The sequence below is a fragment of the Blautia sp. MSK.20.85 genome (genome assembly GCF_013317245.1).
Lineage (GTDB): Bacteria > Bacillota > Clostridia > Lachnospirales > Lachnospiraceae > Blautia_A.
In genome coordinates this window covers 43,389-58,418 of record NZ_JAAIUN010000014.1, presented here as the reverse complement: position 1 = coordinate 58,418, position 15,030 = coordinate 43,389, and the positions used below count along the sequence as shown (strand labels likewise).

The 15,030-nt window shown below is 46.4% G+C and carries 12 protein-coding genes; 9 read left to right on the top strand and 3 right to left on the bottom strand.

All coding sequences use genetic code 11. The features are described 5' to 3' along the window. Positions 1 to 57 precede the first annotated feature (57 nt). Positions 58 to 384 (top strand): branched-chain amino acid transporter permease, encoded by a 327-nt coding sequence (locus G5B12_RS09610; RefSeq protein ID WP_118062289.1) that lies wholly within the window; start codon positions 58 to 60, stop codon positions 382 to 384. Between the two features lie 655 nt (positions 385 to 1,039). Beyond that, positions 1,040 to 2,557, top strand: coding sequence for a CoA-acylating methylmalonate-semialdehyde dehydrogenase (locus G5B12_RS09605; RefSeq protein WP_021977103.1), 1,518 nt, complete (start codon positions 1,040 to 1,042; stop codon positions 2,555 to 2,557). Positions 2,558 to 2,850: 293 nt separating this feature from the next. Here the strand turns inward: G5B12_RS09605 and G5B12_RS09600 are convergent, their stop codons facing one another. Then, complete coding sequence (locus G5B12_RS09600) at positions 2,851 to 3,615, bottom strand: DeoR/GlpR family DNA-binding transcription regulator (protein ID WP_021977104.1); 765 nt, start codon at positions 3,613 to 3,615, stop codon at positions 2,851 to 2,853. 177 nt (positions 3,616 to 3,792) lie between these two features. After that, positions 3,793 to 5,433: a hydroxylamine reductase gene (gene hcp / locus G5B12_RS09595; RefSeq protein WP_118071518.1), complete on the bottom strand. Its 1,641-nt coding sequence runs from the start codon at positions 5,431 to 5,433 to the stop codon at positions 3,793 to 3,795. 484 nt (positions 5,434 to 5,917) lie between these two features. Here hcp and G5B12_RS09590 point away from each other — a divergent pair, with 484 nt between their 5' ends. The 5 genes from G5B12_RS09590 to G5B12_RS09570 all read left to right on the top strand — a co-directional run bounded on the left by G5B12_RS09590 (position 5,918) and on the right by G5B12_RS09570 (position 10,373). After that, the gene (locus tag G5B12_RS09590; RefSeq protein ID WP_021977106.1) at positions 5,918 to 6,331 is read left to right on the top strand and encodes a Fur family transcriptional regulator; all 414 of its coding nucleotides are present in this window, start codon (positions 5,918 to 5,920) and stop codon (positions 6,329 to 6,331) included. Continuing rightward, a complete protein-coding gene (locus tag G5B12_RS09585) occupies positions 6,328 to 7,326 on the top strand; it encodes a metal ABC transporter substrate-binding protein (RefSeq protein ID WP_118062250.1) in 999 nt (332 codons plus the stop codon). Before G5B12_RS09590 ends, G5B12_RS09585 begins: the two co-directional genes overlap by 4 nt. Positions 7,327 to 7,354: 28 nt before the next feature. Next, positions 7,355 to 8,017 (top strand): metal ABC transporter ATP-binding protein, encoded by a 663-nt coding sequence (locus G5B12_RS09580; protein WP_174088112.1) that lies wholly within the window; start codon positions 7,355 to 7,357, stop codon positions 8,015 to 8,017. Beyond that, positions 8,014 to 8,811 carry a metal ABC transporter permease gene (locus tag G5B12_RS09575; protein WP_021977397.1) on the top strand — a complete coding sequence of 266 codons (798 nt, stop codon included), beginning with the start codon at positions 8,014 to 8,016 and terminating at the stop codon, positions 8,809 to 8,811. The genes G5B12_RS09580 and G5B12_RS09575 overlap by 4 nt, the downstream gene beginning before the upstream one ends. Before the next feature lie 98 nt (positions 8,812 to 8,909). Then, positions 8,910 to 10,373: a S1C family serine protease gene (locus G5B12_RS09570; RefSeq protein ID WP_174088111.1), complete on the top strand. Its 1,464-nt coding sequence runs from the start codon at positions 8,910 to 8,912 to the stop codon at positions 10,371 to 10,373. Positions 10,374 to 10,827: 454 nt separating this feature from the next. On the opposite strand, the gene G5B12_RS09565 is transcribed toward G5B12_RS09570, so the two are convergent. Then, positions 10,828 to 11,586 (bottom strand): LuxR C-terminal-related transcriptional regulator, encoded by a 759-nt coding sequence (locus tag G5B12_RS09565; protein WP_118071514.1) that lies wholly within the window; start codon positions 11,584 to 11,586, stop codon positions 10,828 to 10,830. Positions 11,587 to 12,016: 430 nt separating this feature from the next. Between G5B12_RS09565 and G5B12_RS09560 the strand changes: the two genes are divergently transcribed. Together G5B12_RS09560 and G5B12_RS09555 are read left to right on the top strand one after the other, a co-directional pair. Beyond that, positions 12,017 to 13,372, top strand: coding sequence for a Na+/H+ antiporter NhaC family protein (locus G5B12_RS09560; RefSeq protein ID WP_174088110.1), 1,356 nt, complete (start codon positions 12,017 to 12,019; stop codon positions 13,370 to 13,372). Positions 13,373 to 13,384: 12 nt separating this feature from the next. After that, positions 13,385 to 15,001 (top strand): amidohydrolase, encoded by a 1,617-nt coding sequence (locus G5B12_RS09555; RefSeq protein WP_174088109.1) that lies wholly within the window; start codon positions 13,385 to 13,387, stop codon positions 14,999 to 15,001. The last annotated feature ends 29 nt before the right edge of the window (positions 15,002 to 15,030 follow it).

Below are 15,030 nucleotides of genomic sequence, written 5' to 3'. Positions count from 1 at the left end.
AGAATTCGAATGTAAAGATCCGGGCGTAGCCAGGGCAGGAGGAAGAAAAAAATGACGATGACAATAACACAGCAGATTATTACCGTTGCAGTAGTGGTGCTGGGAACGATGACAACACGTTTTCTGCCCTTCCTTATTTTTCCGGAGGGAAAAGAACCACCGGCTGTGATCACATATCTGGGGACAGTGCTGCCGTATGCAGTGATCGGACTGCTGGTGGTGTACTGCCTGAAAGATGTTCCGGGAAGCGGCCATTATGGGATACCGGAACTGATTGCCATTTTGTTTATCGTGGCACTGCATAAATGGAAAAAAAGCACTCTGCTCAGTATAGGCGGCGGTACGGTGCTTTATATGGTACTGGTGCAGACGATATTCGGGTGATCGGAATACGCAGAAAATTATAATGATAATAAGACATGAGGTAATGTATGGAGAATATGTTATCGCATGTCTTTTTTTGTTTTGTGGGTGGGGACTTGCTTGTATCAGGAGGAGTGCAAGCAAGTCCTGATAAACTGCGGAGCAGTTATTTGGTGTAGAGCTGCGTAGCGAAGCGGATTGCGAATATCCGCTTGACATGCGACGATTGGGCAAAAAAGAAGCGTGTACGTAATACACGGACAAATGTGTTTTTTGCTTACTGAAATATATCTGGAATTTTACGGCTTTTTGGTACTTTTAGGGGTCATTTCAGCAGATTTACGGTGCGTTTTTCGGATGCTGTTTCAGGCAGTGTTCAGGGTGCATGTTACGGAAATAACAAAAATGAGTATCTTTTGCATTAATATTGAATAAGAAGATGGAAAGATGGAACATGGATTTATACCATAAATACGCTAATTACAAGAGCTTACACATCATATCTGAAATGCCATAAAATGTGAATAAATTAACACATAATTTTAAAAATATACTCAAAATATAACCATACTATATTGACAAAAGTAAAAAGAAATGATAATCTGTGACCAGAACAAAACGAGAACGACAGAAATTGAAAAAATAAAAAGATAAACACGAAAGGGGTATCTTGAAAATGGCTGAGATCAAGAAAATGGGTTACTGTGTAAACGGTGAGTGGAAAGAGTCAAAAGCAGAGAAATACATGGATGTTACAGATTCCAGTACAGGTGAGGTGATCGCGCAGGTTCCTTGTTGTACACCGGATGAGGTAGAAGAGGCGATCGCTTCCGCGCAGGCTGCATTCCCGGAATGGTCCTCACTTTCTCTTGCAAAGAGACAGCAGTATATGTTCAGATGGAGAGACGTTCTTTATGCTCATAAAGAAGAACTTTCCGTACTTTGCGCAAAAGAGCTTGGAAAGAACATCAAAGAGGCAAGAGGAGATGTTCAGAAAGCGATCGAGCCTACAGAAGAGGCATGTGCACTTCCGACAATGATCCAGGGCGATGCTGCAATGCAGGTAACTACAGGATATGACACAGCTACATATCGTAAACCACTTGGAGTAACTGCTGGTATTGTTCCGATGAACTTCCCTGCAATGATCCCATGGGGCTGGATGGTTCCGCTTTCCATCGCATGTGGAAATACAGTAGTACTGAAAGCAAGCTCTCAGACACCGCTGACAGCTATGAGAATCATGGAGCTGTTCTATACAGAGGGTGGATTCCCGAAAGGTGTTGTAAACCTTGTAACATGCAGCCGTGTAGAGGCTGATATCCTTCTTACAGATGAGAGAGTAAAGGCTGTTACATTTGTAGGTACAACAGGTGTTGGTAAACAGGTATATTCCAAAGCAGCAGCTCATGGCAAACGTGTTCAGGCACAGTGTGAGGCAAAGAACCATGCACTTGTACTTGAGGACTGCAACCTTGAGGCTACTGTTAATGCGATCATCAACTCCACATATGGATGCGCCGGTATGAGATGTATGGCTCTTCCGGTTGTATGCGTGCAGGAGAGTATTGCAGATGAGTTTGTTTCCCTCCTTAAGAAAAAAGCAGAAGCCATGAAACTTGGATGTGCATATGATGAAGCTACAGATCTCGGTCCTGTAGTAAATGCAGGCCATAAGGAGAAGATCTGCAACTGGATCCAGAAAGGTATCGATGAGGGCGCAGAGCTTGTACTTGACGGACGTAATGTAGTAGTTCCGGGATATGAGAACGGATTCTTCGTAGGACCGACAATCCTTGATCATGTAACACCTGAGATGACAGTAGGAAACCGCGAGATCTTCGGACCGGTAACCTGCATCAAACGAGTAAAAGATTATGAGGAAGGTATTGCGATCATGAATGCCAACCCATTTGCAAACGGTTCCTGTATCTTTACACAGAGCGGATATTACAGCCGTAAATTCGCTATGGAGACAGACGGCGGTATGGTAGGAATCAATGTAGGTATCCCGGTTCCGACCGCATACTTCCCATTCTCCGGAAATAAAGATTCCTTCTTCGGTGATCTGCATGTTCTCGGAAAAGACGGATATCGTTTCTTCACAAGAGCAAAAACAGTTACAACACACTGGTTCGATGAAGCTGCCGGAAAGAGAAAAGTCGGCACATGGGAAGGAAGTACTGAGGCATAAGAAAGCTTCGAAAATAAATCCATGACACTGTAAGGCAGACCATGTAAAGTCTGCCTCTCAGATAAAATCCTCTAATGAGATGAGCATATTCAAAAACGGTGCATCTGCTGAACTCCTGGCAGGTGCACTGTTTTTGCCTGGCTGAATATCTGAATGGTTTTGCGGCGGATCATAAAAAAGTGTATCGGTGACAGAAATAAAGGATGTCACCGATACACTTTTTTGGTGCGTATGTTTTGTGCGTATGCTACCGGACTGGCGTATCTTACGGTATGCGGCTCATGATGAAAAGATCAGTCGATCGTCATAACACGGATGCCGTGTTCCTGGCAGAAATTATCGTATTCTTCCGGAAGTGCCTGGTCGGTTACGATGGCGTCCAGTTTTTCCATTGGAGAATAGGTCATAAGTGAGATCCGGCCGAACTTGGAATGGTCAGCAAGAAGGATCATGCTGTTGGCGTTCTCTGCAATGGCTTTCTTTGTGATGTATTCTTCGGCACTGGCGTTGGTGAGTCCGCTCTTCATCGTTACGCCTGTGCAGGCCATAAAAGCCATGGAAATGTTGTAAGTCTGCAGATAATCGTTGATATCAGGACCTGTGAAAGACAGGGTCTTGCGGTTCAGTCTTCCGGGAACGGAAATGATATCCAGGTTCGGATAGGATGCTGCCTTGTTGAAGATAAGCAGGCTGTTGGTAAGGATCGTGCAGTGCTTATCCGCAATAAAATCAACCAGATTCAGACAGGTTGTACCGGTATCGATATAGATGGTGTCGTCTTCTGCCACAAGTTCTGCGGCACGGCGGCAGATTTCTTTCTTTTCTTCAGGAAAACGTCCGCCACGCTCTTCGTAAGACAGAAGGGGGAGAGTCTGTGGAGTTTCAAGTGCTGCGACACCACCGTATACTTTCATGATACTGCCGCGTTTCAGAAGGATGTCGACATCTCTTCTGATGGTGTTTTTGGATACGTTAAATTTCTCACATAATGTATCGAGAGAAGCGTTCTTATGCTCCAGCACATATTCTTCGATCATGTCCAGTCGCTGTGATTTCATAGAGGTCTACCTTCTTTCTATTGGTTAAGTCTTGGTTATATTTTATCATAAAAGAAGGCGGAGATAAAGTGTTTTTATGAGAACATACCAAAAAAATTGAACGCAGATCCTGTGCGGGACCTGCGTTCAGAAATGACTGGTGTAAGAGCATTGCAGATGATCAGTTTATATCGGGGATTATTTTCCGAAAAACAGTTCCATATCTTCTTCCACGCTGCTAATTCCTGCAATACCAAAATTGTTAACCAGAATTTTGGTTACATTTGGAGAAAGGAAGGCCGGAAGTGTTGGTCCAAGGTGAATATTTTTTACCCCGAGGGAAAGCAGCGCCAGGAGAACGATCACGGCTTTCTGCTCATACCAGGCAATGTTGTAGATGATCGGAAGCTCATTGATATCCTCAAGGCCAAAAACTTCCTGAAGTTTCATGGCGATCACTGCAAGGGAATAGGAATCGTTGCACTGGCCTGCATCCAGAACTCGTGGGATGCCGTTGATATCTCCCAGATTCAGTTTATTGTAGCGGTATTTTGCACAGCCTGCGGTGAGGATCACGGTGTCTTTTGGGAGCGCCTGGGCAAAATCGGTGTAGTAGCTTCGGGATTTTGCCCGGCCGTCACAGCCTGCCATGACTACGAATTTACGGATGGCACCGGATTTTACGGCATCTACGATCTGATCTGCCAGGGCGATCACCTGATCATGGGCAAAACCACCGACAATTTCACCATGCTCGATTTCGGTTGGAGCTGCACAGCGTTTGGCGTGGCTGATGATTTGTGAGAAATCTTTTTTGCCGTCAGGCCCGGGTGTGATGTGGGTGCAGCCTGGATAACCGGTAGCACCTGTGGTGTAGATCCGGTCTTTGTAGCTGTCCTTTGGCGGAACGATGCAGTTGGTGGTCATGAGGATGGGACCGTTAAAGCTTTCGAATTCTTCTTTCTGTTTCCACCAGGCGTTTCCATAGTTTCCTGCAAAGTTCGGATATTTTTTGAACGCCGGATAGTAGTGGGCCGGAAGCATCTCAGAGTGGGTGTAAACGTCAACGCCGGTTCCTTTTGTCTGTTCAAGCAGCATTTCCAGATCGTGAAGGTCGTGGCCGGAAACCAGGATTCCGGGATTTTTGCCTGTGCCGATATTTACTTTTGTAATTTCCGGATTTCCGAAAGTTTCGGTGTTTGCCTGGTCGAGAAGGGCCATTCCACGGACACCGAATTTTCCGGTTTCCAGAGTGAGAGCGGTCAGTTCCTCTGCTGTGAGACTGTCGTCCAGAGTTTTTGCCAGGGTGCTCTGGATAAAAGCATCCAGTTCCGGATCTTCACGGAGAAGTGCGTTTGCATGGCTGGTGTAGGCGCAGAGTCCTTTCAGGCCGTAGGTGATCAGCTCGCGGAGGCTTCGGATATCCTCATTCTTTGTAGACAGAATGTTGGTGACATATCCCATGGACTCGTAATCCGCAGGGCTTTCCGGGTGCCAGAGTGCGGCAGCGGGAAGGCTTTTTCTGTCAGAAAGCTGAGAGAGAAGCTGTTCTTTGGCCGAAAGGGTTTCGCTGATCTTTGCAACGATGGAATCTTTGTCGAAATTTGCGTTTGTGATGGTGGTGAAAAGATTCCGGATCACCATATGATTGATATAGGAAGGGATTTCCCGGCCTTCGCCCCGAAGTGCGGTGGTGATGGCGGAAAGTCCCTTTGTTACGTAAACGAGAAGATCCTGCATGGCAGCTACGTCAGGCTTTTTGCCGCAGACACCGGAGATGGTGCAGCCGGAACATCCGGCGGTTTCCTGACACTGATAACAAAACATTTTTGGTTCCATAAAGTATACCTCCTGTGGTAAGTGGGTGGGCCTTTGAAAATAAAGACCTGCTTTTTTTAGTGTGGTTTATTTTGGATTTTTTATCCCTGAAGTCATTGGAAAAGGCTGCATCGCAGTGTTCTCAGATGTGAATCTCTGTGTCAGACGGAAACTCTGGAGTCAGAGGGGAATGTATCTCTGATATGGAACACAGATCTGGATATCTGGTATGCTTTCAGGTGATGGAGAAAGGATAGCATGTGCCGGTGGAAAAATCGGTAACATATGATACGAAAAAAGACCTTGACGGAATTCTTTTTTAAATGTAATATGAAAACGGTTTTCAAATTCATATTGATTTAACCAAATCAAGCAAGTAGCGAAGCGGATTGCGAATATCCGCTTGACGTATGGATGACTGACCGGCCATAAAGCTGTGTATGAAAATACAGACGATGAAAAAATTTGTTATGGAAGGTGCAGTTGACGGAAGAGAGTGAACTATATGGAAGAAAAAATGAAATACAGTACCAGGCAGCAGAAGCTGATCCTGGAGTGTCTGCAGGAATATGGAGATACGTTTTATACGATTGACCAGTTTATGGAGATCCTTCGTGGAAAAGAGATCCGGATCGGAAGGACAACGGTGTACAGAGGTCTGGAGCGTCTGCAGAAAGAAGGGGCTGTGCTGAAAGTTCCGTCTGTGGAGGGAGCACCGGCACAATATCGGTTTATCCGGGATGAGGAACGGAAGAATTATGGTAAGCTTGTGTGCCTGGAATGTGGGCATACGATTCCTCTGCAGTGTGGATGCATTGACCATTTTGTGGGACATGTGCTGGATGAGCACGGGTTTGAGATTGATCAGAGCCGGACGATCTTTTATGGATATTGTGATGAGTGCAGGAGGAAGAAATGAATTTTAACAGAGGGAAGATGGCTGCGGCAGCGGTTCTGGCGGCAACGCTCCTTGTGGTCGGAGGTGTGACCGGTTATGGATTGCACAGGGCCGGAACAGTGGGGCAGCCGTTTGTGGATGATGGCCGGCTGAAAGTGATGGCCAGCTTTTATCCCATGTATGATTTTGCCCGGAAGGTGGGCGGCGATAAGATCCAGGTGAAGGATATGGTTCCTGCGGGAACGGAGCCTCATGACTGGGAACCTGCGGCGACGGATATCCGGAATCTTGAGGATGCGGATGTTTTTGTCTACAATGGCGCGGACCTGGAACACTGGGCGGAAGATGTGCTGGACACTCTGGAAAATCAGGATCTGGTGGTGTCTGAGGCATCGGATGGTGTGGAGCTTCTGGATGGAGGTGAGGATCATGCTCATGGCGATAATGGAAAAGATCCCCATGTCTGGCTGGATCCCATGCGGGCGAAACAGGAGATGGCGAATATTAAGGATGCTTTTGTAAAAGCGGATCCGGAGAATAAGGATTATTATGAAGCGAATTATGAGAAATATGCCGGTGAATTTGACGAGCTGGACCAGGAATTCCGGGATGGCCTGAAAGATACAAAGAGCCGGGATATCATCGTGGCTCATGAGGCGTTCGGATATCTGTGCAATGCCTATGATCTGACACAGCTGGCGATTGAAGGCCTGACACCGGATTCAGAGCCTGATCCTGCCAAGATGCAGGAAGTGATCGAGTATGCGAAAAAATATGACATCCATACCATATTTTTCGAGGAACTGGCAAGCCCAAAGGTGGCGAAGACTGTGGCGAAGGAAGTGGATGCTGTGACGGCTGTGCTGAATCCTATTGAGGGATTGAGTGAAGAAGATATAGAAGCCGGCGAGGATTATTTTTCTGTGATGAGGAAGAATCTGGAGGCATTGCAGAAGGCACTGAACGGAAGCCGTGAGGCAGCAGTTGCTGAGAACAAAGGCTGTTCTGAAATGTAGAACTGCTGTTGCGATAAAAGGAGAAATTATGGGAATTTTGATAGAAAATCTTTCGTTTCACTACACAGGAACGCCAGTGCTGGAGCAGGTGAACCTGGAAGTAAAGGATGGTGATTATGTCATTCTTACCGGTGAAAACGGAAGTGGAAAAAGTACGTTTCTGAAGCTTCTTCTGGGTGAGCTGAAAGCCCAGGAAGGAAGCATTACCGTAAATGGAAAAGATATTTCTGCCACATTTGGAAAGGGAGATCTGGGATATGTTCCGCAGAACAGTATCAGCAGAAATCAGAATTTCCCGGCCACGGTAGAAGAAATCATGATGACAGGCGTGTATTCCTCTTCATGGAAAGCACGTTTTCAGGTGAAAAAAGAGATTCCACGTCTGAAAGCCGCACTTGCGGAGATGGAAATGGAAGAGTTCTGGAAAAGAAGGATCGGAGATCTTTCCGGCGGGCAGCAGCAGAGAGTTATGCTGGCACGTGCACTGGTGGGAAATCCGAAGATCCTGATCCTGGATGAGCCCACCACAGGTATGGATACAGTTTCCGTGAAAGCACTTGCAAAAGTTCTGCAAAAGCGGAATGAGGAACAGGGGCTGACCATTCTTATGGTCACTCACGGAAATTCCAAGGAGTTTAAAGGAGCCAACCGGTTTTTCAAGGCGGAAGAGGGGAGGATTGACGAGTTATGAGTATTTTACAGTATGGATTTATGCAGAGGGCTTTTCTCGTTGGAATCCTTCTGGCTGTGATCACGCCCTGTATCGGGATCACCATTGTTCTGAAACGGATGTCCATGATTGGAGATGCGCTTTCCCATTCTTCTCTGGCCGGTGTTGTGCTGGGACTGATCCTGGGAGTGAATCCGGTAGCCGGTGCGGTAGTGATGTGTATTGTGGCAGCCCTTGGAATTGAAGCGATCCGTAAAAAAATCCCACGGTATTCTGAAGTTGCAATTTCCATCGTCATGTCCGCCGGGATCGGACTGGCAGGTGTGCTGTCCGGTTTTGTGGAAAACGGCGCAAGCCTGAACAGCTTTTTATTTGGAAGTATTGTGTCCATCAGTGAAGGAGAGCTGGCATTGGTAGTTGTGATCAGCGTGCTGGTTCTGGCAGCGGTGCTGTTTTTTTACAGAGAACTGTTTTATATTGGATTTGATGAAAATGCGGCAAGGATTTCCGGCGTTTCCGTGCGGAATATTAATTTTCTTTTTACCATTTTGACGGCGCTGACCGTTTCCATTGCGTCCCGTACGGTAGGAACGCTGATCGTTTCTTCCATGCTGGTGGTTCCGGTGGCATGCGGGATGCAGATGGCGAAAAGTTATAAAGGCACGTTGGTGTGTGCCATTGCTGTGGCGGTATGTACTACGGTTATTGGTCTGTTTCTTTCTTATTATGCGGGACTGAAACCAGGTGGAATGATCGTTCTTCTTGAGGTTGCATGGTTTGTAATTGTGATGGCCGTGAAAAGTTTTAACAAATAAAACACATTTTTCCCACAAAGTAAACACAATTAAAATCTATACTTTGAAGCATCAAAAGGAAACAGAGAAGAAATTTTTTTCCAGGGAGGGACTTAATCATGAATAACAACAGAAAATTAAAAATAAAGAAAATGATGAAAAAAGGTGCAACCATCAGCCTGTGTGCAGTACTTGCAGGTGGCATTGGTGTTGGTGCATATGAAGGTGTGGATTATTTTACAGGAGCACAGTCTGTACAGGCAGCTACAGATAGTTCCGAGAAGCTGACACTTATGAAATCTGATAAAAAGTCAGATAAGAGTACCGAAGATACAACAGATACAAAATCTTCCGATACCAAGGGAAGTCTTGATGTATCCGAGGTTGCTGAGGAGGCAATGCCTTCTGTAGTTGCGATCACAACCAAGTCTGTTCAGGAGGTTCAGAATTATTACAGCATGTTTGGTTCCCAGTATGCGCCAAGCCAGGAGCAGGAAGTTCAGGGCAGTGGTTCCGGTATTATCATCGGTAAGACAAAATCGGAGCTTTTGATCGCAACCAATTATCATGTTGTGGATGGTGCGGATACTTTATCCGTTGCTTTTGCAGATGGAAGTGCTTATGAGGCTACTGTAAAAGGCTTTGATGAGAACGAGGATCTTGCGGTTGTGTCTGTTGCAACCAAAGATGTTTCTAATGACACGATGGATGCGATTTCTGTTGCAAAGATCGGAAGTTCTGATGATCTGAAGATTGGTGAGCAGGTTGTTGCTATTGGTAATGCACTTGGTTATGGCCAGTCTGTTACTACTGGTATTGTCAGTGCAAAGAACCGTAAGACAGATTCTTCAGGTCAGATTGAGTCCAGTGATTCTACAGATAACAGCAGCAGTATCAATAAGGGTGTGAATCTGGTCCAGACGGATGCGGCTATTAACCCTGGTAACAGTGGTGGTGCGCTTCTGAATATGGATGGTGAGGTTGTTGGTATCAACTCTTCCAAACTTGCTTCTACGGAGGTTGAGGGTATGGGTTATGCCATTGCAATCTCTGATGTTGCGGATTCTCTTGAGAATATGATGAATGCCAAGGCAAGGGATAAAGTGGATAATCATGGTATTCTTGGTATCACAGGCAGCACGGTCAGTGATGAGGCTGTTCAGATTTATGGTATTCCGCAGGGTGTGTTTGTTACTGAGGTGACTGAGGGTGGCCCGGCTGATGATGCGGGTATTACCAAGAATATGGTTATTACGGAGTTTGATGGTAAGACCATTACCAGTATTGATCAGCTGGTTGAGCTGCTTCAGTATTATGAGCCGAAGGAAAAGATTGATGTGACGGTTGCGGTTCTGGATGGTAATGAATATAAGAAGAAGACGCTTACTGTGAAACTTGGTAAGGATGATAGTGCTAGTAAGGATAGCTCTGAGGAGAGTGCGGCACAGGATAGTCAGGATTCTCAGGATGAAAGTATCGAAGGTGGACAGGATGGTTCTGATCAGGGAGATGCAAATGCGTTTGCGGATGATGGTGAGGCCAGTCTGTTCAGGGATTTTGAGCAGAATGGGTTGAGGGATTGATACGGAAACCAGTTGTGACAGACATAGATGAGCATGTGAGATAGATATACATATAAAAATGAAGGCTTCGTGGCTGACCCGGGATTGGGTGGCTGCGGAGTCTTTTTTTGTGTGGGGGTGTGGGGCGGATAAGGGACGCCCGTGAGGCGTGTGCTGCCTGTCGCCGGGGCTTCGTCGGGGGCTGGCTTCTAAGACGCTGGAAATCTGCTAAAACCGTTTTCCAAAAGTCCGAACTCGCTTCGCTCAAACAGCGAACTTTTGAAAAACAACGCAGATTCCCACCGCCTAAGAAGCGCTCCCCTCCTGCAGAGTCCGGCGACAGGCAGCACACGCCTCACGGGCTGGCTTTTCCGGGCGGGATGGGAGAGTGGTGAAGTGGTAGTGTGGTTCAGGAGGAATGGTTGAGTGGTTTCCCGGGAGTTGGATGAGCCATCAGCGCTGCGCTGGACGGCTTTTATCGCATACGGAATCTCAGGAGTTCCCAGCGGGAGGTTACGTTGGTTTTTCGGAAGATGTTCTGCAGGTGTTTCTGTAGGGTGTTTTCGCGGATGCCGAGAGACCCTGCGATTTCGTCGTTGTTGCGGTACTGGTAGATCTGTTCGGCAATCTGGAGTTCGCGGTTTGTGAGGTGGCAGGTGTTTTTCAGGCGGGCGAGGGTTTGTTTGAGGTCGTTGGTCTGGGGCAGGCTGTGGGTAATCTGGTAGAGGACGGCGTTTAAGTGCATGCCGATGGCCTGGAGGTAGAACATGTCTTCATTGGTGAAAGGGCCGTCTTTTTCGGTGCGGAAGAGGGTGAGGATTCCCAGGAGTTCCTGCTGGTAGACACTGGCGTATTGCATGGAGTCGAAGATGTTGTATTTGCGGTAGCAGTGGACGTAGAGGGGGGAGTTGAGGCGCTGCTGGTCTTCCAGGAGATCGCTTTCGCGGACGAGGCGGGGTTCCCGGGAGTGGAGGAGCCAGAGGAGGTGGTCTTCGTCTGCGACCTTCATGTATTCGTTTTCTGCTTCAGTGAAGGCTTCGGGGATGCAGATTGGGGTGGTGAGGCGGATGGTGTCCGGATCTTCGGTGGTTTCGTGGAGGAGGATGCTGGCGTAGCTGTAGGGGATGACCATTTTCAGGCGGAGCAGGAATTTTGCTTTGATTTCGTTAAGGCTGGTGCAGGAATAGAGATCGTAGATCATGTCGTTGATCATAAGAAAGGTGTTTTTTTCCATGGTTTTTCTCCTTTTTTTGGTACAGTGGTTGCTGTTTTTTAGTTACAAAGAGATCAGGGTTATGGATATGCAGTGGATTGTAACCGTAATGTTTGTCTTATTTTTGGATAAATCTTACTGGTTTTCCAGATTTGTGAGTACTGATTTCATTTGAAGTTAGTATACTATCACATATACTTAAAATCAAGTATATATACTTAAAAAACATTAATTTAACTACCGAAATTAAGCATTGTACCAGAGTGTGAAAAATAATAGTATATCAGTATCAAAATAATAAAAAACACGAAACGTACGATGGTGTATTGATTGCGGAAACGCAATGAATACGCCATTTTTTGTTTCACGAAAAAGTCTGTTGATGCAAAGGGGCATATCCGTTTAACGGGTATGCCTCTTTCTGGTTTACAGAAGGAAAGGGGAGAAAAAAATGAATACTGGACTGATTGCAATTTTTATTCTTCTGGTTATTATCGTCGGTGCGATCGCAACCAGGAGATGTGTGGAATTTCTGATCGGAGGTTCTCTTCTGGCGGCCATATTCATGTATGGGAAGGATTTTCTGCCGCAGTGGTGTACGCTGATCCAGGATGTGCTTGCTGAAAATGTATGGATCGTTCTGGTGTGTGGTCTGTTTGGAAGTCTGATCGCTCTTCTTCAGGAGTCGAAAGGCACTTTTGGTTTCCAGAAACTGGTTTCGAAGTTCTGTAATACCGAGAGAAAAACCCTTCTTACTACTTTTGTTATGGGTATCCTGATCTTTGTGGATGATTATCTGAATGTGCTTTCCATCGGCGTCTGCATGAAAGGTGTCTGCGACAAACGTAAGATCCCGAGAGAGGCGCTGGCTTATATGCTGGATGCCACCGGTGCTCCGGTGTGTGTACTGCTTCCGTTTTCTACATGGGCTGTTTTTTACGCAAGTCTTTTTATTGACCAGGCAAGTGTGAAGGTGCTGGGATTTAAAACCGGTATTCAGGCTTATATCCGTGCGATCCCCTATTGCTTTTATCCGATCCTTACCATTGCTATTGTTTTCCTCTTTGCGCTGGGTGTGATGCCAAAGCTTGGTGCTATGAAAAAAGCCTATAAACGTGTGGAGGAGACTGGCAAGGTTTACAGCGATGCCAGCAGAAAATATAACCACGATGACAGAAAAGGTTATGAGGAAGAAGGTAACATCTGGAATTTCGTGATTCCCATGGGTGTGTTGGTTGCCATTGCTATTGCGACAAGCAACCTGCTTCTGGCTGTTGTGGTTTCCCTGATCGTTTGTTTCGTGCTTTATGTACCGCAGAAAGTGGTTGCGCTGGATGATTTCTTTAATCTGGTTGTCCGTGGTTTTGCAGATATGCTTCCGATTCTGATCCTTCTGGTCATTGCCTTTGTACTTCAGAAAGTAACGGAGGGAATGGGAATGACAGATTTTATTATTTCTGTTGCAAAACCGCTTCTCTGGGGCCCGGTTTTCCCGGCAATCGCTTTTGTTCTGGTTGCGGCACTTACCTTTACTACCGGTTCTCTCTGGGGCATGAGCGCAGTAGTTGCACCTATCGTATTTCCACTTGGTGCAGCCATCAGCGCAAATCCGATCCTTATTATGGCAGCGATCATTTCCGGTGGTGCATTTGGAAGCCATGCCTGCTTCTATACAGATGCGACACTTCTTTCCTCCCAGAGTGCAGGAATTGACAATATGGAACATGCGCTGACACAGCTTCCATATGTAATCATTGCAAGTGTACTTTCTGTTGTGGGATTTCTGATCTGTGGTTTTGTGATGTAGGAGGTATGGCTTATGGGAAAATTTATTCTGAGAAGTAAAGCTGTTTTTACAGGTCTTGAAGATTTCCCCAGACCGGCAGCCATCGCAGTAGTGGACAAAAAGATCCAGGCGGTTCTTCCCTGGGATTTCCAGAGAGATAAGGATTATGCGGACTGGCCTCTTTACGATCACGGAGAAAAAATGATCATGTCCTCTTTCCTGGATGCACATACCCATCTTTTTTCCGGAGCCATTGATGGCAGCAGATATGTGTGTTCAGATTTGGGAAAAGGACGTTCCCAGGCAGAATGTGTAAAGATCATTAAGGAATTTGCAGATGCACATCCGGATTACAAAAGAATCCGAGGTTCCGGATGGTTTATCACCAACTGGGGTGACGAGCCGCTTCCGGATAAAAGACTTCTGGATGAGGCCATTCCCGACAGGCCGGTGTATCTTTTCTGTGCGGACTGCCACAGCATGTGGCTGAATTCCAGAGCACTGGAAGAGGCAGGGATCGATCCGGACCGGAAAATGGATAACGGTGTAAATGTAAAGTTTGAAAATGGTGAATTAAGCGGACTTCTTCTGGAACCGGCAGCATGTGAACCGGCTCAGAAAAAATATATGGAGTTTTCGGAGGAAGAGATGCGGGAGATCCACCGGAATTTTCAGGATGTTCTGGCAGACTATGGAATTGCCGCGGCAAGTGAAATGTTTGCCGATGATTACACCGAAGAAACCATGAAAAAATACGATATCCTGAAAAAACTGGATGAGGAAGAAGGGCTTAAGGCACAGATTTTTTCCTACATGAAACTTTTCGGATATACGGAATTTTCGAAGTATTTTAAATTTCAGAAGCATTTTGATTCCCCGCATTTTCACATTGCAGGGGTAAAGGGCTTTATTGATGGCGTGACAGAGACTTACACAGGGCTTCTTCTGGAGCCTTATACCGATAAGCCGGAAACCTGCGGCGAGGGGCTTCCGTTATGGCCGGAGCGGAAAATGAAGAAAGAGATCATTGCGGCAAACAAGGCGGGGATCCAGGTAAGACTTCACTGTATCGCAGATGGTTCCGTGCGGATGGCGCTGGATCTTTTTGAAAAATCTGCGGAAGTCAACGGGGAGCATGGTCTTCGAAATACCATCGAGCATATCGAAAATATCCATTCCGATGATCTGGATCGTTTTGCGGAGCTTGATGTGATTCCTTCGGTTCAGCCGTATCATGTGACACTTGCGGCAAATGGAAAGGTGAACCAGATCGGGGAAAAACGTGCGAGGCTTCAGTGGCCATTCCGGACTTTGCTGGAGCATGAAGGTGCGCTGGCACTTGGAACCGATTATCCGGTTGTGACCATAGATCCTTTTACAACGATCTATGCGGCAGTTACAAGAAGAGATGATGACGGAAAACTGACATCCACCAACCCCTGGGAAAAAATCTCCATGGCAGATACGCTAAAAGCTTACACTTCCGGCGCGGCCCGTGTTTATCATGTGGAGGATTCCATGGGAACCCTGGAGCCGGGAAAAATGGCAGATATCATTGTTCTCAGCGGAGATCTTTTTGAAGTGGATAAGGAAGAGATCCGGGGGATGAAGGTGGAAGCAAATTATTTTGAAGGTGAAAAGATCCGATGATCGTGGGAGCCAGAAGATTGAATGGGAAG